18 protein-coding genes, 1 tRNA gene and 1 CRISPR repeat array are annotated in these 22,087 nt (G+C 46.8%); of the genes, 14 read left to right on the top strand and 5 right to left on the bottom strand.

Annotated features, from left to right (window positions below):
* Positions 1-69: 69 nt before the first annotated feature.
* Positions 70-621, bottom strand: a complete 552-nt coding sequence (locus ACZND6_RS08245) for a cyclase family protein (protein ID WP_489524538.1) — start codon at positions 619-621, stop codon at positions 70-72.
* A 206-nt stretch (positions 622-827) separates the two neighbouring features.
* Here ACZND6_RS08245 and ACZND6_RS08240 point away from each other — a divergent pair, with 206 nt between their 5' ends.
* The 4 genes from ACZND6_RS08240 (at position 828) to paeA (ending at position 6,086) form a co-directional block, all read left to right on the top strand.
* Entirely contained in the window at positions 828-2,000 is a 1,173-nt protein-coding gene (locus ACZND6_RS08240) for an alpha/beta hydrolase (protein ID WP_489524537.1), read from the top strand.
* Positions 2,001-2,036: 36 nt separating this feature from the next.
* A complete protein-coding gene (locus ACZND6_RS08235; RefSeq protein WP_021867571.1) occupies positions 2,037-2,930 on the top strand; it encodes an AraC family transcriptional regulator in 894 nt (297 codons plus the stop codon).
* A gap of 135 nt (positions 2,931-3,065) precedes the next feature.
* Positions 3,066-3,156 (top strand) — tRNA-Ser (locus ACZND6_RS08230).
* Between the two features lie 163 nt (positions 3,157-3,319).
* Positions 3,320-4,448: a CRISPR direct-repeat array (repeat unit 29 nt; unit sequence GAGTTCCCCGCGCAAGCGGGGATGAACCG).
* Between the two features lie 330 nt (positions 4,449-4,778).
* Positions 4,779-6,086: a polyamine export protein PaeA gene (gene paeA, locus ACZND6_RS08225; RefSeq protein ID WP_279175005.1), complete on the top strand. Its 1,308-nt coding sequence runs from the start codon at positions 4,779-4,781 to the stop codon at positions 6,084-6,086.
* A 44-nt stretch (positions 6,087-6,130) separates the two neighbouring features.
* Here the strand turns inward: paeA and ACZND6_RS08220 are convergent, their stop codons facing one another.
* Positions 6,131-6,607 carry a zinc ribbon domain-containing protein gene (locus tag ACZND6_RS08220; RefSeq protein WP_008811418.1) on the bottom strand — a complete coding sequence of 159 codons (477 nt, stop codon included), beginning with the start codon at positions 6,605-6,607 and terminating at the stop codon, positions 6,131-6,133.
* A 218-nt stretch (positions 6,608-6,825) separates the two neighbouring features.
* Between ACZND6_RS08220 and ACZND6_RS08215 the strand changes: the two genes are divergently transcribed.
* The 7 genes from ACZND6_RS08215 (at position 6,826) to ACZND6_RS08185 (ending at position 15,596) form a co-directional block, all read left to right on the top strand.
* Entirely contained in the window at positions 6,826-7,593 is a 768-nt protein-coding gene (locus ACZND6_RS08215) for a sulfite exporter TauE/SafE family protein (RefSeq protein WP_008811417.1), read from the top strand.
* A 185-nt stretch (positions 7,594-7,778) separates the two neighbouring features.
* Positions 7,779-9,047, top strand: coding sequence for an MFS transporter (locus ACZND6_RS08210; RefSeq protein WP_302304639.1), 1,269 nt, complete (start codon positions 7,779-7,781; stop codon positions 9,045-9,047).
* A gap of 144 nt (positions 9,048-9,191) precedes the next feature.
* A complete protein-coding gene (locus ACZND6_RS08205; protein WP_008811415.1) occupies positions 9,192-10,955 on the top strand; it encodes a flavocytochrome c in 1,764 nt (587 codons plus the stop codon).
* 126 nt (positions 10,956-11,081) lie between these two features.
* Positions 11,082-12,698 carry an HAL/PAL/TAL family ammonia-lyase gene (locus ACZND6_RS08200; protein WP_489524536.1) on the top strand — a complete coding sequence of 539 codons (1,617 nt, stop codon included), beginning with the start codon at positions 11,082-11,084 and terminating at the stop codon, positions 12,696-12,698.
* Between the two features lie 242 nt (positions 12,699-12,940).
* Positions 12,941-13,570 carry a TetR/AcrR family transcriptional regulator gene (locus ACZND6_RS08195; RefSeq protein WP_021867700.1) on the top strand — a complete coding sequence of 210 codons (630 nt, stop codon included), beginning with the start codon at positions 12,941-12,943 and terminating at the stop codon, positions 13,568-13,570.
* A gap of 262 nt (positions 13,571-13,832) precedes the next feature.
* A complete protein-coding gene (gene gltS / locus ACZND6_RS08190; protein ID WP_008811412.1) occupies positions 13,833-15,065 on the top strand; it encodes a sodium/glutamate symporter in 1,233 nt (410 codons plus the stop codon).
* 204 nt (positions 15,066-15,269) lie between these two features.
* The gene (locus ACZND6_RS08185) at positions 15,270-15,596 is read left to right on the top strand and encodes an FMN-binding protein (protein WP_021867698.1); all 327 of its coding nucleotides are present in this window, start codon (positions 15,270-15,272) and stop codon (positions 15,594-15,596) included.
* Between the two features lie 171 nt (positions 15,597-15,767).
* Here the strand turns inward: ACZND6_RS08185 and ACZND6_RS08180 are convergent, their stop codons facing one another.
* Complete coding sequence (locus tag ACZND6_RS08180) at positions 15,768-16,964, bottom strand: RNA-guided endonuclease InsQ/TnpB family protein (RefSeq protein WP_278417613.1); 1,197 nt, start codon at positions 16,962-16,964, stop codon at positions 15,768-15,770.
* A gap of 39 nt (positions 16,965-17,003) precedes the next feature.
* On the opposite strand from ACZND6_RS08180, the gene tnpA reads away from it, so the two are divergent.
* Together tnpA and ACZND6_RS08170 are read left to right on the top strand one after the other, a co-directional pair.
* Complete coding sequence (tnpA, locus tag ACZND6_RS08175) at positions 17,004-17,420, top strand: IS200/IS605 family transposase (RefSeq protein WP_278384744.1); 417 nt, start codon at positions 17,004-17,006, stop codon at positions 17,418-17,420.
* A 296-nt stretch (positions 17,421-17,716) separates the two neighbouring features.
* Positions 17,717-18,199: a response regulator gene (locus ACZND6_RS08170; protein ID WP_278384743.1), complete on the top strand. Its 483-nt coding sequence runs from the start codon at positions 17,717-17,719 to the stop codon at positions 18,197-18,199.
* 47 nt (positions 18,200-18,246) lie between these two features.
* Here ACZND6_RS08170 and ACZND6_RS08165 read toward each other — a convergent pair whose 3' ends face one another.
* Positions 18,247-19,251, bottom strand: a complete 1,005-nt coding sequence (locus ACZND6_RS08165) for a helix-turn-helix transcriptional regulator (RefSeq protein WP_021867696.1) — start codon at positions 19,249-19,251, stop codon at positions 18,247-18,249.
* A gap of 124 nt (positions 19,252-19,375) precedes the next feature.
* Here ACZND6_RS08165 and ACZND6_RS08160 point away from each other — a divergent pair, with 124 nt between their 5' ends.
* Positions 19,376-21,595, top strand: a complete 2,220-nt coding sequence (locus tag ACZND6_RS08160) for an AAA family ATPase (RefSeq protein WP_476444118.1) — start codon at positions 19,376-19,378, stop codon at positions 21,593-21,595.
* Positions 21,596-21,707: 112 nt separating this feature from the next.
* Here the strand turns inward: ACZND6_RS08160 and ACZND6_RS08155 are convergent, their stop codons facing one another.
* Positions 21,708-22,064: a cytochrome c3 family protein gene (locus ACZND6_RS08155; protein ID WP_008811407.1), complete on the bottom strand. Its 357-nt coding sequence runs from the start codon at positions 22,062-22,064 to the stop codon at positions 21,708-21,710.
* Positions 22,065-22,087 lie beyond the last annotated feature (23 nt).

Raw genomic sequence — 22,087 nt, 5'->3', positions numbered from 1 at the left:
GCGTTCCGTTTGTTTATTTCGCAAAAATCAACTTTATCGGATCGCCAGCATGTTTGCATTGGGGCTATGTCAATCGTTCAAATTTATTTTGGACAGTAGTGTAATGTATTTGTTTTTGAAGAGCTTTTTGTGGCGATGCAGGCTAAGGTCTGATATCGGGTCAATACCCATGACGTCGAAGCCGATACCTTTGTAGTTACCTAGCAGAATAAAATCAAGAACATCATCATCGATGCAGGGGTAGTCACCAAAATATTCTTCGGATCCCCAAAACTTATCCCAGCCGGTATTAAATAAAAGGAAGTCCGCAGTCTCAGCGTCTTCTCTGGCCTCATTGACCTCTTTCATTGTTATAGGTTTTTCGGATTTCCGATGTCTACAGTCGATGACAAGCGCCTGACCGATGAACTGCGTCAGAGGCAATGCGTCAAGAGTGAGACCTTTTTCGTAGACATGAGCCGGAGGATCAATATGTGTTCCTACATGCGAGTACATACGAATGAGCGTTTCGCGATAGCCGTCCTTTTCATAGGTAGCTACGGTTGTTAACTGCGGTTTTTCTGATCCTGGAAAAACCGGCATGCGTTCGTTTATAGCGTGACTTAAATCTATGACTTTCATTCCTTGCTCCATCCGCGGCAGCCTTTATCACCATTCTAATTCGTCAGGAATAAAAGGCTTCATATCTTTTACTCAGAGGTTTTGATTTCTCAGATTTGACTCAAACAGAGAGAAAAATCCACCTTTTATAGAAAATGAGAGAAATGAAAAAGTTCAAGGTTTTTTAGAATTTTTCCACACAGAAAGTGTTCTTAAAGGAGAGATAAATGAAAACCAAACGCGCTTTGTTATCGGCTGTCATTTCAGCTTGTTTCCTTCTGCAAGGCTCGGCTTTTGCTCTTGACGAACCTCAGACTCAAACTAAACCTCTTGTGTTAAATCAGTTGGGAGGCTTGGCCTTTGGCGGGACTGTTTCTCACAAGCCCAATGGTTTAACTTTCCATGGCGACCATGGATATGCACAGTATGTAATTCCGGTTAATGCAAAAAACTATCCCATCATACTTTGGCACGGCATCGGTCAGTCGGGCCGCAGTTTCGAAACTACACCGGACGGCAGAGAAGGCTTCCAAACCCTATTGCCGAGGGACGGCTGGGCGACTTATATCGTTGATCAGCCTCGCCGAGGCAGAGCTGGAAGAACTGAAGCAACAGAAGCAAAAAGTGAAATTCCGACCGTAACGAGTGAAGCCGGTGTTTGGAACGCTTTTAGATTAGGGCGCTGGGTTCCACCAAAACCCGCGACGGCAAACCCCAACATGCAGATGCTGCTGGATGGTGAAACCATTAACCAATTCATGAGGATGCAGACACCCGATACCGGTGCGCTCCCTCCGACAGAGGTATACGGATGGAAACTTGGCGAGGCTATGAGAGACCTTTTGAAGCGTACAGGTCCTGCTGTCGTCGGGACCCATAGTTACGCGGGCCAAATTGGTTGGTATGGTGCGATGAAATCCCCGGACTTGGTTAAAGCGGTTGTTGCCTATGAACCTGGACAAGTGGTTTACCCGGAAGGCGAAAAAGTTAAAGAAATGAATTCGGAAATTCCTCTTGTTCAGCAGAGACTCAACCCCGTCAGGATTTCAAAACAAGAATTTCTGAAGCTCACAAAAATGCCGATTTTTATAATCTTTGGAGATAATATTTCAACAAAATCGAGCAAGGTATTTAACGAAGAAGTTTGGCGCTGGGCCTTGTTTAATGCACGACAATTCGTGAACCTAATTAATAAATACGGCGGCGACGCCAAACTTATCCACTTACCGGAGATCGGCATCAAGGGGAATACCCATGCGTTGTTTTCTGACCTGAACAACAAGGAAATTCTTAAAATTACTGAGGAATGGCTGGCAGAGAAGGGTCTGGACAAGAACGACGACCCTCATCTTGCCCCCAAACGTCCTGTTTCCCCAGTGACTATTCCGCTGGAAAAATAAACGCATCAAATTCGTGAGTCTGATTGGAGCGATGAAATGGAAGAAACTCGAGAGGCGTTGGTTCAAAAACTTTTGGACATCTACTCGAAAGAAGGTAACTATGAAACTTCCGTCCCGGGCGTTTGGGTTCATCGCTCTGAACGTAACAAGGTTCCTAAACCGCATATTTATCAACCTATGATGATTTTTATCCTGTCTGGTACGAAACTCATCAAATTCGGTTCAGCGGAGAAAATCTTCAGTCCTCTAGATTATTTTTTAACGATCCTCACGGCGCCGGTGGTCAGTGGAATTGTAGGAGTTACTTCAGAGGAGCCGTATTTAGCGCTGTCTATTGATTTGGAGGCGGAAGTTATCACCTCACTTGCCTATGAGATGGGACTAAAACCACAGACCAATGAATCTGTGAAAGCGGCTTCTTCTGTCCCTATGAGTGCTGAGATGCAAGATGCGCTGGGGCGCCTTTGCAAGGTTATGAACAACGCTGAAGAGGCAAGGATTTTAGGTCCGATTCTTAAGCGTGAGATTTTTTATCGGGTTCTAACCGGTCCTTTGGGTTCTTCTGTTATCCGTTTCAATAGCTTGGGAACGTCTGATTATCAAATCGCACGCGCAGTAGACTGGATAAATATTAACTATAAAGAGCCGCTTTTAGTTGATGAGTTGGCTAAAAAGGTGTTCATGGGTCGATCCACCTTCCATCGGAAATTTAAAGAAGTTATGACTGTCAGTCCGCTGAGATTTCAGAAGGAGCTGAGACTTCAAGAGGCTCACCGCTTGATGCTGCTTAAAAATCTTTCGGTCACCCAGGCTTCATATGAGGTTGGATTCGAGGATCCGAAATTTTTCACTCGTGAGTACAAAAGCTATTTTGGTTTGTCGCCTCGAGAAAATATTAGAAAGATTAGAGCAGAGGAAGGCGTCAATTGATTTTTAGTGAAGAACGGAGAGAATTCTTCACCCTCGTTCGAGTAGCGGCCTGAGTTCAGAAAGGAGGGAAATGCCAATAGACGAGTTTTGGTTTTACTAACTTGAAATAATTCTGATAGAATCCCTCAGTCCATAGGAAAGGTGGCAGAGTGGTCGAATGCGCCGGACTCGAAATCCGGTATACGGTTATACCGTATCGAGGGTTCAAATCCCTCCCTTTCCGCCATTTTTCCACTTAATTCCCCCTTAACACATTTTCTCCTCTCTACGAAGGCTTCGGCATTTCAGAGAAAACTGATAGTATCTTTAATAGCTTTATTCTTGTTTAGAAATGTTCTTTAAAAGCTTAGCAGTAAGCCGATTAGTGTAATGTTGTAACCATTTTAAGTGAGTTCCCCGCGCAAGCGGGGATGAACCGGGAATTTCCTTCGGACAAATCAATGTTCGCATGAGTTCCCCGCGCAAGCGGGGATGAACCGTTCCTCCAGCGGCGCCGGGTGGCGATTTCTCAGAGTTCCCCGCGCAAGCGGGGATGAACCGGCGTTCATATCGACGGCTTCAAGCTAGTGCTCGAGTTCCCCGCGCAAGCGGGGATGAACCGCGTATTGTCTTCCTTAGGAAGTTCCGCAGGAGGAGTTCCCCGCGCAAGCGGGGATGAACCGCTGGATACGGGATTTCGTCCCATCCGCTGTTTGAGTTCCCCGCGCAAGCGGGGATGAACCGTTGTTTTCCAAATCTCAAATGAGAAAGGTCCCAGAGTTCCCCGCGCAAGCGGGGATGAACCGCTGACATTTAAGGCAGACGGCAAACAATATGCGAGTTCCCCGCGCAAGCGGGGATGAACCGTTAACAGTCATTGGCACTTCTTCAGAGTCTTTGAGTTCCCCGCGCAAGCGGGGATGAACCAGCATCTCGGACGGTGTATGAACCGCTCGGTTCGAGTTCCCCGCGCAAGCGGGGATGAACCTCCATGGCTCCTGTAAAATTTGATCTATCCCATGAGTTCCCCGCGCAAGCGGGGATGAACCGCGCAAAGAGAAACCCATAGAGTTCTCAGCGTTGAGTTCCCCGCGCAAGCGGGGATGAACCGGACCTGTGCAGGATCGACAATGTTGTTTGTGTGAGTTCCCCGCGCAAGCGGGGATGAACCGACGCGATGAATTTTCCGAATAAAAAATTCTCCGAGTTCCCCGCGCAAGCGGGGATGAACCGATTGTTAGTGAATTACAGTATTCAATTAAAGCGAGTTCCCCGCGCAAGCGGGGATGAACCGGCCGGCCTGATGGAGTTCATTAACCTGAAACTGAGTTCCCCGCGCAAGCGGGGATGAACCGTTCCAAACACCCATCGGGGTGCATGCTTTAGTGAGTTCCCCGCGCAAGCGGGGATGAACCGCGAATTGCAGGTCCCGGCTCCCCGTCAACCATGAGTTCCCCGCGCAAGCGGGGATGAACCGGATTTAATTCTCCCGATTTATTCTGTTCATTCAGAGTTCCCCTCGCAAGCGGGGATGGTTCGGACTTACACTGCATGAAGGTAATGCTGGAGAGTTCTCCGCTCGAGGAAAATGATTGTCAGAAGCTTAGAAATTGCCTAGCTTTTCCTGTTTTGAAGAGAGGGTAAGGTCTTAGATTTTTTCCTTTTTAATTTGAAGCGATCCAATTGAACTTTTCAAAAGGTAAGGTTTCCTTGTGTACATTCAATTAGCAAGCTAAGTAATTCTACTTTGGTTTTGGTTGGACCGCTTCGTTGTAAAATCTCAAAATAAATCAAATTCAACCCCTTGACAGCGTCCTTTGTATATATTGAAAAAATTGTATTGTTTCCTCGAGGGTTCGAGCCATGGAAATGGACCTAACAACTAGAATTATCGCCATTGTTGTTCTCATTCTTTTCAGCGGTTATTTCTCTATGGCAGAGATTTCGCTAGCCGCATCTCCTAAAGTTAAATTGCATCAAGCATTAGATGCGGGGGATAAACGAGCACAAAAAGTGCTGGATCTTCAAGTTAAACCAGGTCCGTTCTTCTCAGTGATTCAAATTGGCCTAAATGCCATTGCCATCTTGGGAGGTATTATCGGTGAGACGCTTTTTTCTCCGTTCTTTGAGGAGCTGTTCCTTTATTTCTGTTCTCCTGAACTGGCTTCTTCCTTAGGGTTCTTCTGCTCTTTCTTTACAATTACGATGGTTTTCGTGCTGTTTGCAGACTTGATTCCCAAACGTATCGGTTTAAATAAGCCTGTTCCTTTGGCCTTGATGCTCATCGGTTCGATGATGTTTTTAATTTGGCTCTTCAAACCGTTCGTTTGGCTGTTAACAGAGATGAGCAACGGCATCCTTAAACTCATGGGATTGCCGACAAAGAATGAAACCACGATTACCAGCGAGGATATTCTTGCTACTGTCGGTGCTGGAACAGAAGCCGGCCTTTTGGACAGCAGTGAGCAGGAAGCGATCGAAAACGTGATGTCTCTCGAAGATCGTTTAGTTACGAGCGCCATGACTCCTCGAGATTCGGTTACTTATTTCAAAATCAGCGATACCTTTGAGAAGATTCGCCCATTAATCGAAAGCAATCCGCATAGTAAATACCTGGTTTGCGATTCGACAATTGACCGAGTGTTAGGTTACGTTGACTCCAAGAACTTGCTTTGTAAAGCTCTGGAAAATGACAAATTCTCTTTGAAGGAAAAGGGTCTGGTTAAAACTATTCCGATGATTCCGGATTCTCTTTCTTTATCTGAAGCACTCGATACGTTTAAGAAGCAGGGCAGAGACTTTGCCGCGGTTGTCAATGAATATGCTTTAACGGTCGGCATCATTACGTTAGGCGACGTCATGAGTACAGTGATGGGTAGCCTCGTTCAAACAGAGGAGAACTCATACATTGTTCAGCGTGATGACGGTACGTGGCTGTTGGACGGTTCAACTCCGATTGAGGATGTGGAGCGGACCTTTGAAATAGAGAAGATGCCGGAAGAAGAAACCTATGAAACCATCGCCGGCTTCATGATGTACATGCTTCGCAAGATTCCGAAGTTAACCGATAAGGTGGAATACGCAGGCTATCGCTTCGAAGTGATCGACATGGAAATGAATCGAATCGACCAGATATTGGTGACCAAACTGCCGATCACCAAGGAGGATCCCGATTAGTTTTAGTTGAAAGCGGTTGAGCCGAAAGGTTCAGCCGCTTTGTTTTAGAAGTTAGGCTCAAAAATTCCGTAAACCACAATGCCGACAATCAGCGCGGCCAAAATGGCAATGAGCCATGTGAAGAACGTCGTCTTTGGCGGACGTTCAATCTTGTCCAGTTCGGCATTGCATTCGGGACAGTGCGTAGCGATGAGGCGGCCTTCTTTGAATTCAGCTTTAGGCAGGATTGGTTTTCCGCAGTGCGGACATTTCATGCGAAGATCAAGGCTGGCACTGCTGCTACTGGAATCGTGGAGGGCTTGGGAGCGATGAAACAGTCGAATAGCAAAAGGCTGATCCTCAATCAAATTAAACTCAACAACGTCTTTTAATACGGGTAGGTAGCCCGTTTTCAGCTGGTCGGATACAAAGGTGTAGATGTTGCCGTGTCCGCAGTTGATTTTCCCTGCGTTTCCGTTATCCAATACTTCCGTTACAACGCCCTTTAAAACAGGGGTTTTCGGATCAAGCTCATTTGTCATTTGTAATCTAAATCTCTTCGTTTATTTGAGCAAATTAAACTAAAAAGGAAGTCCAAAACGGACAAATCACTCAAACTGAGGAAAACTGAAGTCTATTACGCAACTTTGAATTACCCATGTTTTCTGCCTAGAAAGGCAAGTCGTAAAACGGATTAATCCGTCTTAACTCGGTTAAACTCATTCTCTCATCAATAAAAAATAACAATACGGCTGATCCCATGGAAATAACATTTGGCGTGTTGATATTTTGTATCGTTGCGTTCTTCGTTGCAGGATTTATTGACTCAATTGCAGGCGGCGCCGGATTTGTGACGGCTCCCTCGCTTCTGCTGATTGGGATGCCGCCGCACATGGCGCTCGGAACAGGAAAGCTAGCGACAAGTATCGGCTCCGTTGTGGCGCTTTGGACTTTTTGGCGAAGCAACCTAATTTTGAAGAAGATCGTTCCTGTCGGCGTGCTCTCCGCCATGGCGGGTGCTTCTTTCGGCGCGTTTTGTGCGCTTCAGATTGACGGCGCAACCATGGGCAAGGTCATTGTGATCATGCTGCCGCTCGGGATTCTGTTTACAGTTCTCACCGGCGGTTTCAAACTTACGGAAGGGGAACTGCCTAAAGATCACTTCTGGCTTCGCGTTGTTCTCATCGGTGTATTAATCGGTTTTTATGAAGGATTTTTTGGTCCGGGCGCCGGAACGTTCTTTTTGATTGCGCTGCATGTGTTTTTAAAGATCGGAATGGTTCAGTCGTCCGGCACTGCCAAGGCTTTTAATATCGCAGCCAACTTTGCTGCGTTTATGACTTTTGCTTCCGGTGCTGCCGTTTGTTATGAAATCGCCATCCCGTGCGCCATTGCCAGCATGCTGGGAAATCGAGTAGGGGCTTATTACGCGATTAAGATCGGCGGTAAATTCGTCCGAAACATTCTCTACATCGTTCTAATTATTTTGATGGTTTCGCTGGTCTACAAATTTTTTATTGCTTCCTAAATTCCAAGTATTAGGCAATAGGTAAAAATACTTCACGCTGCCGCGTCGCGTTTACGGAGCAACCACTAGTGACGAACTACTGATGGTGGGTTAAAGTGGAGAAATATAGTTGAATGACCAGTAAAGCAGGGCACAATCTCGTTGCGGCTCAACCCTTCCTGATAAATTTCCATCGTTAAGAAAAAATGCAGGTTATTGAGAATAAAGAGAATTTCAGCGGAAGTCGTCTTTGCGTTTCTGCGACAGGATCCGCCTTCATGGACGGTTTTGTCCTGACGTCTCAAGGCTTCATTTTCCTTCTTGCCCAAAGCGTCTTTCAGTTTTCTGCACTTGAACTCGGACTTGTAGCAACAGCCTATGTATTGGGAAGCTTTATCGGCTCCATGGGATTTGGCAAAATCGCCGACGTTTACGGAAGGGCGGTTCTTTTCCGAACTGTTCCCTGGTTCGTTGCAGCTTTATCGATTGCCCAATTCGTTAATTTCAGTCCCTTAAGCTGGTTTATTTCAAGATTTTTGTTTGGTTTAGCGATTGGAGGGGATTCTCCGATCGCTCAAGCCATGCTGTCTGAGAACTCTCCCAAATCTCTTCGTGCGAAACGGTTGGTTCTCTTAATGACAGCTTGGTTTATCGGTGCGATAGCCGCGGCTGTTTGTGCCTATATGACGGTTAAAGCCGGTCTGCCCTGGGAGTTTTTTGCTGCGATTCCCTGCGTTATCGGACTGATCTTAGGAGTTGCTCGTTTTAATGCTCCGGAGTCCGTTCAGTGGTTAAAAAGCAAGGGCCGAATCAAGCAAGCGGAAGAGAGCCGTCTTCGTTTAGGTATTGAAGCTGAAGAAGCAAAACATGAAGTAAAGGCGGCTCATCAGGCAGCCTTGTTTAAGCCAATAAACCTAAAAAATCTTGCATACCTTTCTGTTTTTTGGATTTGCCAAGCGATTCCGGTAACGGTTCTTTTGATGTTTGGCCCGGTTCTTATCGGAGCATTAGGAACTTCGAACTTTGACACTGACGTCGGACAACTGGTCCTGACTGACTCATTCTTCCTTATCGGCAGCCTTGCCGCCATAAAAATTGTTCCGCATTTTGCACGCCGGCCCGTCATCTTGTGGACTTTCGGAATTATGGCTGTGTCCTTGGCTCTCTTGTCTCCGGGCCAAGTCCTAACAAATTTCGTTGTTTGTCTGTTGCTCTCGATCTACGCATTGAGCTATGGCGTCCAGAGCGTATTGGATTATGTTTATCCGGCTGAATTGTTTCCTACATCCATTCGGTCCACAGCACTCGGCATTCTCGGAAGTGTCTCCAGGGTCGGTGTTTTTGTCGTAACCCTCGGTTTCCCAATGGCTTTTGAGGGTTTGGGCGTCAGCAGTGTACTCTTGATCGGTGCGGCTATATCCATGTTCGGTTTCGTTATTTCATGGCTTTTTGCCCCGGAACCGTCCCATCATTAATGGGTTCGTTCTAAAAATATAAGGGAAAATACTTAGGATTGTTGCATTAATCAAACAGTCTAAACAGACTGTTTGATCCTATAATTCTCTCAACAGTCTAGTTAGACTGTTTTGATTAACGAACATTTCTCTTCGGTAAACACTATGTTCAAAACATCGATTCTTTTTACTGCATTACTTTCTGCGGCTGCTCTTACTTCTGTTTCTGCCGCTCCTGTTCAGACAGAGGGTACCGGCATCGGTAAACACGGCGATATTAAACTTGCCGTGACTTTTGACAACGGCAAAATCCAGGACATCAAAGTTCTGGAAGACCACGAAAACAAGGTCTTGGCCGCCAAGGTCTTCACAGATCTCAAAGATGCCGTTATCGCCAACAACTCCGTTAAGGTCGACGGTATTGCCGGCGCGACTTTCTCCTCTAAAGGTTTCTTAAACGCCGTCAGTGATGCAGCAAAGAAAGCCGGTGTCAAACTCTCCGACAAGGTCAAGAAAGATAAAAAAGCTGACGCAGCCATGCCTGCCGTTCAGAATTACGACGTAGTGGTTATCGGTGCAGGCGGTGCGGGTTTTGCTGCCGCAGTTGAAGCTAAGAGCAAAGGCGCTAACGTTGTTCTTATTGAAAAAATGCCGACCGTCGGCGGAAACTCTCTGATTTCCGGCGCTGAAATGAACGTTCCGAATTCTTGGGTTCAGAACAAACTCAATATTAAGGACGACACTCCTGCCAGAATGGCTGCCGATACGCTTAAGGGCGGCGACTTCCAGGGCGACCCTGAAATCGTCGGCGTTATGACAACGAACGCTCTTCCGACAGCTGAGTGGCTGAGAGACACGGTCGGTGTCAATTTTGAAAAAGACAACGTCTTCCAATTCGGCGGTCACTCCAGAAAAAGAGCCCTGATTCCGGAAGGCCATACCGGTACAGAAGTCATTACCAAGTTCTCCGCTCTTGCCGACAAGATGGGCATTCCGGTTATTACTAACATGAAGGCCGAAGAATTGGTCAAAGACAAAGACGGCCGCGTCGTTGCCGTGAAAGCTATTTCCGGCGGTAAGGAGTACACCTTCAACGCTAAAGGCGGTGTTGTTTTAGCTACCGGCGGTTTCGGCGCCAATGCTCAGATGGTTAAGAAGTACAACCCTGCTATTGACGAACGCTTTAAGACAACCGACGCCCCCGGAACCACCGGTGAAGCTCTGTACATGGCAGAGAAGGCCGGCGGTCAGCTCGTCAACATGGGCTACATCCAGACCTATCCGATCTGCGACCCGATCTCCGGCGTGATCGAACTGATTGCAGACGCACGTTTTGACGGCGCCATTTTGGTTAACCAGGAAGGCAAGCGTTTCGTTGAAGAACTCGAACGCCGCGACGTCATCTCCAACGCTATCCTGAAGCAGCCCGGTGCTTACTGCTATGTTCTGTGGAACGACAACATCGGTAAGATTTCGAACACCGTGAAGATTCACGACACGGAATATAAGACCTTCACGAAGCAGGGCATTATGCACACGTCCGACACACTGAAGGGTGCAGCAGACTACTTCCACATTCCTTACGCCAACCTCAAGGCCACGGTTGACCGCGTCAGCCAGATGGCTAAAGACGGCGGCAAAGACTTAGACTTCCATAACCGCGGCGGTCTGAAAGATCTGTCTACCGGCAAGTATTACATCATCAAAGCCGTTCCTTCTACACACCACACGATGGGCGGTTTGAAGATCAATACCAAGGCTGAAGTTTTGGATAAAAACGGCAAGCCGATTCCGGGCCTCTTTGCAGCCGGTGAAGTCACAGGTACGACCCACGGTACCAACCGTCTCGGCGGCAATGCTTATACAGACATCATGGTCTTCGGCCGTATCGCTGGCGACGGTGCCGCTGCTGAAGCAAAAGCCCGCTAATTCTCAGCTCTATTAAAAATCTCATATTTTGATCCTCCCGCCAAGCACGGGAGGACCGGGGGCTTTGCGCCCCCAATTTTCTACCCTTGGAAATTCAAAATAAAAACATTAAAGTTAAGTGCGTGTGTGATTGCTATCTTTGCAGCTATGAACGCGAATGCCGTCGAACTCAACGGAAAAAATCTGACTCAGCAAGATGCTTGGGCCATCGCCGAGGGCGCTCCTGTCAGTATTGCCCCTGAAGCAATGAACCGCGTGCAGAAGTCTTACGACCTGGTTTTGGATGCCGCTAAAAACGGTCGAGAAATTTACGGTCTCACCGTCGGTGTCGGTCTCAACAAAGACCATAAAGTCCTTTCTGCCAACGGTGAATTAAGTGACGAAGTTAAAGCAGCCAGCCGCCGTTTCAACTACAGCACCTTGAGAAGTCACAGCGTTGCGGCTGGTCCGATTCTTGATCCGAAACTGGTTCGTTTGGCCATGGCCATTCGTTTGAACACACTGCTGAACGGCGGTTCCGGCGTCCAGCCGAGAGTTGCAGAACTTTATGCCGAATTCTTGAATAAAGGTGTCACACCGGTAATCCCGACAAAGGGCAGCTTAGGGGATGCTGACATTACTTTAGCTTCACACGTCGGTTCCGCCATGATCGGCGAATGGAAAGTTTTAGTGGACGGAAAAGAAGTTCCCGCTGCTGAAGCTTTGAAAGCTAAAAACATCAAACCTCTGATTCCGGAAGGCAAAGATGCTTTAGGCATTTTGTCCAACAGCTCCGTAGCTATGGCGCTTACGATGGATGCAGCTAAGGCCATGGGTCAGATTCTGAAAGTTTCTCCGATTGTCTACGGCATCAGCCTGGAAGGTTTGAACGGCAACGTTGCTCCGTTCCTTTCTCAGACAACAGCTTTCCATCCGTTCCCCGGACTGCAGGAAAAGGCTAAAGAACTGCGTGAAGTGCTCGCCGGTTCTTATCTCTGGAAGAAAGATCCGAGCAGAAGACTGCAGGATCCTCTGAGCTTCCGCACAACGGTTTACACATTGTCTGAAGCACAGAATGCACTTAATGACCTGAACAAAGTGATCGATGTTCAGATCAACTCTTCTGATGATAACCCCGGCGTGATGGTTAATGCCGACAAGGCTGATACTCAGTACGACCAGGTCGCTCAGTATTTCATTAAGACACCGAAAGCCGAAGGCGCCATTATCCCGACGGCTAACTTTGAAGTTCTGCCTGTCGCACTCGTCGTCCAGCGCGCAACCGTTGCTTTAGGTCATGTCGGACACAATGCCGTTCAGAGAACGATGCGTTTGGATGAACCGGCCTTTACCGACTTGTCTCGTTATCTGGCTGCTAAAGACAATTTAGGTCATGCCTTCGGTGCAACAGAAGACACTTTGGTTTCTATCTACGCTGAAAACATCGACTTAGCCAACCCGGTATCTCTGGACAGCTTCCCGGTTGAAGGCAACATCGAAGACTCTGCTTCGAATCTGCCGCGGGCCGCTCAGAGACTGAAACGCGCTACAGACAACACGTTCCTGGTTCTTTCCATGGAACTGCTTCACAACACTCAGGCAGCTGACTTGAGAAAGATGCAGAACAAGAACTTCAAGATGAGTCCTGCGACAGAAAAACTTTACAAGGCTTATCGAGTCAACAGCCCGTTCGTTGATCAGGACCGTATCTACACGATCGACCTCCAGAACGGAGACGAACTCCTGAAGAACTATCAGCCCTAATCATTAGAAGACAATTGAGCTGAGTTAATTTGAACGACCGGATCATTCGCCAAAGCGGCAGAATATCCGGTCGTTTTTTTTGATTGGCTGAATGCTTCGGAATACAAAAGAGAAAGCTGCGTAAGAGAGCCTGCGGACTCAGGTTTTACACTGATTGGCCGATGATACGGGAGGCTATTTCCTATTCGCGGAAGCTAAAATTAGGTCGAATAAAAGAAGGTGAGATTTATTCTCAAGAAAAAATGACGGAGACAACCTACAGACCCAGAGTAATGAGCGAGCGCGCGTTAAAGACACGCGCAAAAATTATGGATGCGACTCGTGCGTTTATTGTGCGGGAAGGGGTAGGACGTCTCTCAATCGATAAGATCGTTAAAGAATCCGGCACGAGCAAAGGTGCCTTTCTTTATCACTTTAAGAACCGTAAGGCGTTGTTTTGTGCATTGGTAGAAGAGTACGTCGACCATTTAAACGAGCGCATGAATTTTCACATGAGCAAGTACCAAGATGCCGAGGAACCTTTGATCCTCGGATATGCTTCTTGGTATGAAGACTTCGATAAAGATGATGGAGGTTTTGCGGTTCTGGGCGTTGCGCTGTTAGCGCTTCTTCTGCACGAGCCCGACGCGCTGAAACCTTTCCATGACTGGTACGCCAAGGTTTTTAAGATGGTTCAGGATTCTCCGATTAAGACGCCTCAGCTGCTCACTGCCATCATGGCCTTTGAAGGGTTCTTCTTTACGCACAAGATGGGATTTGACTCCTTAGATAAAGAGACGAAAGAAGCGACCTGGAAGTACATCATCGAGCAGGTTGCACCGCAGCCTAAAAGGAAAACGGTCGAGAGTTCTAAAGAAAAAATTTCCGCTTAATCGATCAATATCCGTAATTGGACAGAATCAGAGTCTTGGATTCATCCGCAGATGAGACAAGGCTCATTTCTTATGGACATTTCAGAGGAAGGGAAGCTCGGAAATCGCTTCTTTTTGCCGTCTGATAAGAGAGAAAAGAGGCTATATCCGGAAAATTTCTCCTCTTAGGTTCTCAAGACGGGAAACCTTATCCAAAGACAAGCAAAACACGGGCCATGAATGAAGATAATTGTTTCTAGTTGAAAATAAGGAAACATGAACAATGAACTCTTCAGACGGGATGTTGATTGTCAACGTGTCGGCAATCCAGGCAGTAGCGATTGCAGCGGTGACCTATTATTTCGGAGCTTGGCTGCGCAAAAAAGTTCCGTTTTTAGAAAAGTACTCCGTGCCGAGTCCGGTCGTGGGGGGTATGTTGGTTGCACTGGTACTTTCCTGCCTGGAATATTTCCATTTCATGAAAGTCAACTTTGACACCTCATTGCAGACGCTTTTAATGCTGGCTTTCTTTACGACAATCGGCCTGTCGGCCAGTCTGAAAATCGTTACGGAAGGCGGAAAGCTTTTAGTCTCGTTCTTATTTGTCATTACCATTCTTTGCGTTCTGCAGAACTTCTTGGGTATGGGCCTGGCAGAAATGATGGGATTGGATTTCCATTACGGTCTGCTGGCCGGTTCGGTCTCAATGATGGGCGGTCTAGGAACGTCTGCGGCTTTCGGTCCGTATTTTGAACAGACTTACGGCGTACAGGGCGGAACGGCAGTGGCCATTACGGCAGCCACTTTCGGCATGGTAGTGGCTTTGCTCATCGGTGCACCGTTTGCCGAGTGGCTCATTCGTAAGTACAAAGTCATTACTCCGAAAGAAGTTGATACGCCGGAGCCGGAACTGCATATTCCGGAAGATCTGGAAACGACAGTTGTTGAAGGAGAGAAAGATCCGACTTATACGCCGCAGCTGCTGAAGGCTGGAACGATCGTTGCCATCTGTATGGGTCTCGGTGCCGTTTTATCTCAGTACATGGGGCAGTACATCACGCTTCCGGCATATATTGGATCCATGATCGTGGCAGCAATCGTCAGAAACGTCGGAGATTTCTCCGGCAAATACACGGTCGAAGGCAAGGGAATGAACGCTATCGCCGAAATCAGCTTGGTGCTGTTCGTGACGATGGCCATTAATGGATTAAAGCTGCATGAACTTCTTAATCTTGCGCTTCCGCTCATGATCATTCTTGCCGGCCAAACCATCCTCATGGTGGTGTTTGCCTGGGCGATGTTCTTTATCTTCGGAAAAACCTACGACGCTGTGATGCTTTGCGCCGGCGGCATCGGTTTCTCCATGGGTTCGACGGCAAACGGCTTAGCCAATATGCAGGCTATTGCCGAGAAATACGGTTCGAGCCCGAGGGCGTGGCTCATCATTAGTTTGGTGGGCGCATTCCTCATCGACCTGATCAATGCGCTGTTAGTTACGTGGATGGGTGCTTGGTAAAAAGGCAGCTTTTTAGGCCCTGTTATCAAACGTAACAGGGCCGAATTTCAATTAATACGTAGTAACACTAATAATGCAAGTTAACGTCAAAATGAGCGTTGTTTTTCGTTTAGTGCCTTTCTTTTTCCATAGAATAAATACGTTCGTCAAGTTTTCTTGACGGTCTACTTAAAAATTATTTTATTTTTAATGGAGTTAAATCCGATGAAAAAACTCGTACTCTTGCTCGCCAGCTTCTGCTTGATGACCGCCGCTTCTGCTGCCTACAAAGACGGCACATACGAAGGTCAGGGCGATGGCAACCACGGTAAGATCGATGTTTCCGTCGTTATCAAAGGCGGCAAGATTGCCGATATTAAGGTCCTCAAACACACTGAAACCGACATGATCATTCAGGCTCCGATCGACAACATGATCCCTGAAATCATTAAGAAGAACGGCACTAAGGGTGTTGAAACTATCGCCGGAGCAACAAACTCCTCCAAGGGTATCCTTGCCGGTGTTAACGCTGCTCTTGCCAAAGCTCAGTAATTTCTGCTGAACAGTCTTTCTTCGAAAGAAGAATGAACTCAGGGGGTCTCTTGCGGGGCCTCCTTTATTTTTACTCAAAATTTTCTCTTTTCTAAAGTCTGACGAATCTCATTGACGTCCTCCTCGTCATAAATGGCGTGGATTCCATACCACCTCTGCAGCGGCCGTAGCCTAATGCTGCAGTAGGTTTCTTTGGGTTCCTGCTGACAGCGGCCTTACTGCACCACTCATACCACAGGCTAACCGGGCCCGTCCGGCCCTTAGTACATTTATCGCTCCGACCAAATCCGCGTTGGCGCGGTACCCGCAGGCAACACACGCAAAAGAGGCTTGCGTTTTTCTGTTCTCTGCAGAAACCAAACCGCATTGCGGACATGTTCGGCTGGTGTTTCTGGGATCAACTTTGATCAGTTTTCCGCCTTTGCGCTCCAGCTTATAGGAGAGCATCCGGGAAAACGCATACCAACCCTGATCCAAAATTGAGCGGTTCAGACCACTCTTCTGTTTAACCTTTTTGCCCGGATTCTCTATTGTTCCGGCGGCAGAAGCCGACATGTTCGAGACCTTCAGATCCTCAACGTACACGGTGCTGTGGTTTTGGGCTATCCGTGTCGAAGTCTTATGAAGGAAGTCTCTTCGGCTGTCGGCGATATGGCGATGAAGTCGTGCAATCTTTCTCTTTGTTTTTCTGCTGTTCCTACTCCCTTTTTTCTGTCTGGCTAACTCTTTTTGAAGTATCGCAAGTTTCTCCCGCTCTCGCTTGAAGGGGCTGAGGGGTTCAAAAACTTTACCGTCGGAGAGCGTCGCAAAATACTTGACTCCCATGTCAATCCCTATCTCGGAAGGAGTTGGAGCAGGCGGGTTGTCCTCATATTCCGTCTGGATGCAGACATCCCATTTATCACCGCGGCGTATGATGGTGACGTTTTTTATCGTGCCGATGATGTCTTGGCTTTTCCGATATCCTACCCACCCGATTTTTGGCAGCCTAATCTTCTGTTTGACCTCATCGAGTTCAACTCCTTGAGGAAAACGAATAGAGTCATGCCGGAACTTCTTCCTGTATTTTGGAAAGTTAGCTCGTTTTTCGAAGAAATTGGTGTAAGCCCGATCAAGATCTTTTAGGGACTGCTGAAGCACCTGGCTATGGCACTCTTTCAGGAAAGGATGTTTATTTTTCCACTCTGGAAGCCTTTTGGTAGCTTCTGTATATCTGAATGAGTGTTTGTCATCTTTTGCGTACAGCGACTTCTCAAGAGATAAGGTACGATTGTAGACATAACGGGCGCAGCCGCAGAATTTGCCGATTTGACAAGCCTGCCGGCCATCCGGCTTCAATTCAAATTTAAAGGCACGTCGTATTAGCATTGCAGCCCTCGCGATTACTAAGCAAATTATACTTGGTCTATGAACAAAAGTAACGATATTAGACACGGCAGACACTGTGTTTTTAATTTACATATTCATTTGGTCTTCCTCACTAAGTATCGCCGCTCTGTATTTACTAAGGCAGTATTGGAAGATCTGAAGGAGATTTTTGCCTCGGTCTGCCAGGATTTCGAGGCCGAGCTAGTAGAGTTTGACGGAGAAAAGGATCATGTCCACTTGCTAATCAATTATCCGCCGAAAGTTTCAGTATCTCGTTTGGTTAATAGTCTGAAAGGGGTCTCAAGTCGACTTATTCGGAAGAAACGATATGCTTGCATTCAAGACAAACTTTGGGCCGGAGCCTTGTGGTCTCCCTCCTATTTTGCCGCAAGTTGTGGCGGAGCGCCTATTTCCATTATCAAACAGTACATAGAGCAGCAAGATACGCCGGAGTAACCGGTCAGTCGGCCCTTATATCACCGCCATAAATGACGGTGCTTTACGGGCCCAGCTGGTAAAAACAAGGCTTCATATTCGTTGGCATACAACACTAAGATGTTAATATCAACAACTGTGTTTGAATGCAGACGGTCAAGATTTGATTAGTTGTATAACTTGTCCGAAAATGCCATTTTCCTTGCGCAAAAAAAATGCATAGGTCATAGATACCTTCGGTAAGGATTCAAACAACGGTATTTGTCTTGGACGCATCCGGCCGAGCGCTGTTTTATTGGTCGGGAAAGAGAGAAAAAATGGGTCAGGCTAAAAATACAATTTTGATTGTGGATGACGTCGAGCTGAATCGAGACGTCCTGTCCATCATGTTCTCTCAAAGCCATGAGATCGAATTTGCCGAAAGCGGTCCTGAGGCTCTGGAAATTCTTCGCAAGAAAAAAGAAGACATCTGTGCCATCCTTCTTGACTATGTCATGCCTGAGATGGACGGTTTAACCTTTTTGGAGGAGGCGATCAAAGAAGGATTAGTGGAGAGCATTCCTGTCTTTCTGATTACGGCATCCTTAGAGCATGACGTTGTGCATCGTGCTTATTCGCTGGGCGTGGCTGACTATATTCAGCGTCCGATTTCTCCGTACATCGCTCAGCGCCGTATAGAGAACATTATTGATTTATTTAAGACACGTGCAGCTTACAAGAAACTTCTTGAGATTAACAGAACGCTTTTAGAACGTCTGAGCGAAGTCGATGACTCCATTACCGACGTCCGAAATCCTTAATAACTATTGAAGAAACCAAGCGACCGGAGAAGATCCTCCGGTTATTGTTATTCATCGTAATCACCGGTTTCTCTTTCTAAATATTCCTTTTGACTGAGCGTGATCTGAGCATCGTTCTTCCACATGGCCACCCAGCCGTCCAGCATCCTGGAATCCTGGATGTCAACTTCCAGACGCCAGGTTCCGTCTTCTTTTTTAAGCAATTTCTGAGAAGTGTTGAAAGGCGTTTCCTCTAAGTTCTTTGCCGTGACATCGCTCTTGAACTCCAATATCCAGTGGACCCATTCTCCGTTGCTGTAATTAAAGTGACGGTCGTGAATGTAAGACTGGAGATCAAACTTTTCCGGGCGATGCGCATCAAAAGAGGTGACTTCAGCCTTTTTGAAACGATGAAGCGCCAGATGGACGACGTTGTCGAAATGATCGAACTGACAAATTAAGTAGAGTCGGACATCTTGCTGAACCAGGGCAAGAGGAGAGATAACGGCGCTCGTGGTTTTGCCGTTCATGTTGGTGTATTCGATTCTGAGTTTCTTTTCCGAATACAACGCTTCGGAGACCGCATCAAAGATTCTTGGAAGTACCTTGGAAGGCATTTGCGGAATTGAGGATGAAATGACGCAGACTTTATTGAGCCATTGATTTTCTTTGGCGTTCGAACCTTTTTCCTTGAGCATTTCGGAAGCCGCATCAAATAAGAATCCCAACGATTTGAGGACGGTTCCCGGAATCTGATACTTCATGTGCTCCTGCGCAATTCTCAGAAGCAGACATTCATTTGGTTTTAAGTGAATATTGTCGGTGATGGAATCCGTGCGTTCTCTTCGGTAACCGTAGGCATTTCCTCGGTCGTCGCGCACCAAACCGTATTTGCCGCAGTCATACATTTGCTTCAAGTAACGCTGCAGTGACCGCCTGCTGACATCAATGTCTGCCGATGCCAAAGAATTAAGAATGTCGTCCACCGAGACAAACCGTTTGCTCAGCGGTATTCGATTGAGAATCTCCAAAATGATCGATGCTTCTTCTTTTTTATCGTGTTTTCTTCCCATCCTTAGGCTCTCCAAGGTCAAATTTCTGTCGCAAGGCGCGTATTGATTTTTATTTTAATCGGTTTTACTGCGTCAATTTCTTTCGCTTCAAATGCAAAAATAACAACATAGAAGGAGAACAAAAATGCCTCGCAGAAGAACAAGTGTCTTTGAAAAAATGTTTAGTGACAACCGTCTTCGTTCTATTCCGGATTCAGAACAGCAGAGTACCTTGTGTGTTGAATATTGGACATCCAAGATTTTGATCGAACTCTCCGGCTATAAATCGTTGGAACTCGATGATGTGCAGGAGATGGCAAATATCCGAGTGGTCAAGGCGTGGCAGCAGGAAATCGAAAACGACGTTTCGGAACTTTACGAACTTAAAGGAAAAGAAGAAGGCGACACTGAATTACTTGACGATGCAGGCGACAGTGTTTTTCGTCGATACAAATCTGTGAAAACAGAGCTTAGAAAGCGCATCGACAATCCTCCAGTTTCCATGAAGAAGGTTTATCGCAACATTAAGAAAGAGATTGATTTGCACGGTTTCTACCCGAAAGGTTTTGCGGCTAATCTTGAACTCATCAAAGAAGCCTATGACCTTTCCGAAGATGAAGGTCTAGTCACCGCCTTCATCTTCTTCACTCTTGCCTATCGAAACTTGAGAAGAGCCCTGAACTCTTTCAGTTATTCCGACCGCGGCTTTTTCCTCGTGCTGGAGGTCATCGCAAAAACGTTGGGCCTGCCTTTGGAAAAGGTCCAAGAAATGCTCGGGCCGGATGGCAAACTTATCCGAATGGCAATCTTCGGCGTAGACAGAGAGTCTTCTAATATTGATTTCGAGGACTACTTTGAATCCAAATCCGGTATTTCCTTCTTTGATCTCTTCTTCGGGAAAATCGAAAAGAAGCAGCTTGTAAGTTCGATCCTCACTCCTTGCAACAAGTCTCGTCTCACGCTCGAAGACGTCAAGTATCTACCTGTGATTGACTCTTTAGTCGTTCCGTTTTTAAAGGGGATTAAAGATGAAGGCCCCAGAGGCGTCAATGTTCTTTTGTATGGTCCTCCTGGTTCCGGAAAGACGGAATTAGGAAAACTTTTGATTGAACAAGCCGGTAAAAAAGCCTACACATTAAAACTCGGAAGAGAGGAAAAGGTTTTGGCTTGCTGGGAACGAGCCTGCAAGTTAAGTCGGAACGACGCCGTCACGGCAATTCTGATTGATGAAGCGGATGACGTTTTCAACAGTGATCTGGTCCAAGGAACGACTGATCGTACAAACAAAGCGCGCATCAATACCGCACTCGAAAACACTAAAAAACTGACCGTGTGGACAACGAACTCTCTGCGTTCTATGGATGCTGCCATTATCAGAAGATTTCATTTTGTCCTAAAGGTTGGTTATCCGCCTCGAGCTCAAATGGAGAAGCTCGCACAAGGAACATTGGCCAAATCTTTGTCTGAAGAAAACATTAGTCGTCTGGTGAATACGGAAAATCTTTCTCCGGCACTTGTCGCTCAAGTCGGAGAGATCGTGGACAACCTCCAAGGTAATAAAGTTAAGTTTCCGGAAGACTCTTTGATGGCTCTTCTCGAAGATATTCTCAAGGCACAAGGTTTTGGAAAACTGGCTGCCGCGACGAAGAAAATCGGAAAGTTCGACCCTGCTTTAAGCAACTCCGATACAGATCTGGAAGCTTTATCGAAAGGCCTCAAAGAAGCGGGCGCCGGAAGATTATGTCTTTACGGTCCCCCGGGCACGGGCAAGACAGAATTTTGTCATTGGCTCGCAAAGAAGCTTGAACGCCCTCTCATCATGAAAAAAGCGTCGGATCTTCTGAACTGCTATGTCGGCGGTACAGAACACAATATCGCCGCTGCCTTTGAAGAAGCAAAAAGAGAAAATGCCGTTCTACTCTTTGATGAAATTGATTCTTTCCTTCAAGATCGAAGAACCGCGAATCATTCCTGGGAAGTTACGCAAGTCAACGAATTTTTGACTCAGATGGAGTCTTATGAAGGCTACCTTGTGGCAACAACGAACCTTTTGGATCTGATGGATAACGCTTGTCTGAGAAGATTCGACTTGAAGGCCAAACTCGAATACATGACTGATGATCAGGCAGAAGAAATGTACAGAAGACTGGCTCAGAAGTGGAAATTCTCTGTCGGAAACGAAGTGAACAATCTGCGGAAGATCAGAAATCTTTCCCCGGGAGATTTTGCGGCTATCGACAGAAGACTTCGTTTTACCAAAGCTGTTTCCGGAGAAAAGATTGTCGACATGCTGAAAGTTGAAACTCAACTGAAGGAAGGCCAGATGTCTTCTTCCAGAAGAACCATCGGATTCCTGGATAACTAATGAAATTAAGCTATGGCCGCTTTGAAAAAATAAAGCGGCCATTAGCTTGGCCGCAAAAAACTCCCGAGGAGAGGCGGGAGTTCAAAAATAGTTTGACAATTTTTAGGAATGATTAAGGTACAGCCATATCAAAGCGTTTGTCTTCTGCGTTCTTGTGGCACTGACGGCAGTAGAGAACGCTTTGTTCGTGTTCTTTATGGCAAAGTGTGCAGCGAAGCTGTCCGGCATGAGAATCATGCGGGTTTAAAGCTACTTTCTTTGCGGCAGAAGCAGCGGCTAAGTCCTGGTAGTTATGGCATTTCATACAAGCCTTGGACTTGGCAGCGGCAACCGGAGCGGAAGAGTTGTGACACTGTTCGCAAGTCACGCCTTTTTGCATGTGCTTTGCCATGGTGGGAGCAGCCTGAGCAGTACAGAAGGCGCCGGCTAACAGAATTGCTGCGGTGGTAATGAGGCGGTTAAATTTCATTTTTTTCTTCCGTTTTTAGACCC

This window comes from Parasutterella sp. (assembly GCF_057870745.1).
Note: the sequence above shows the minus strand (reverse complement) of the source record. Positions and strands in the feature narration are given on the sequence as shown.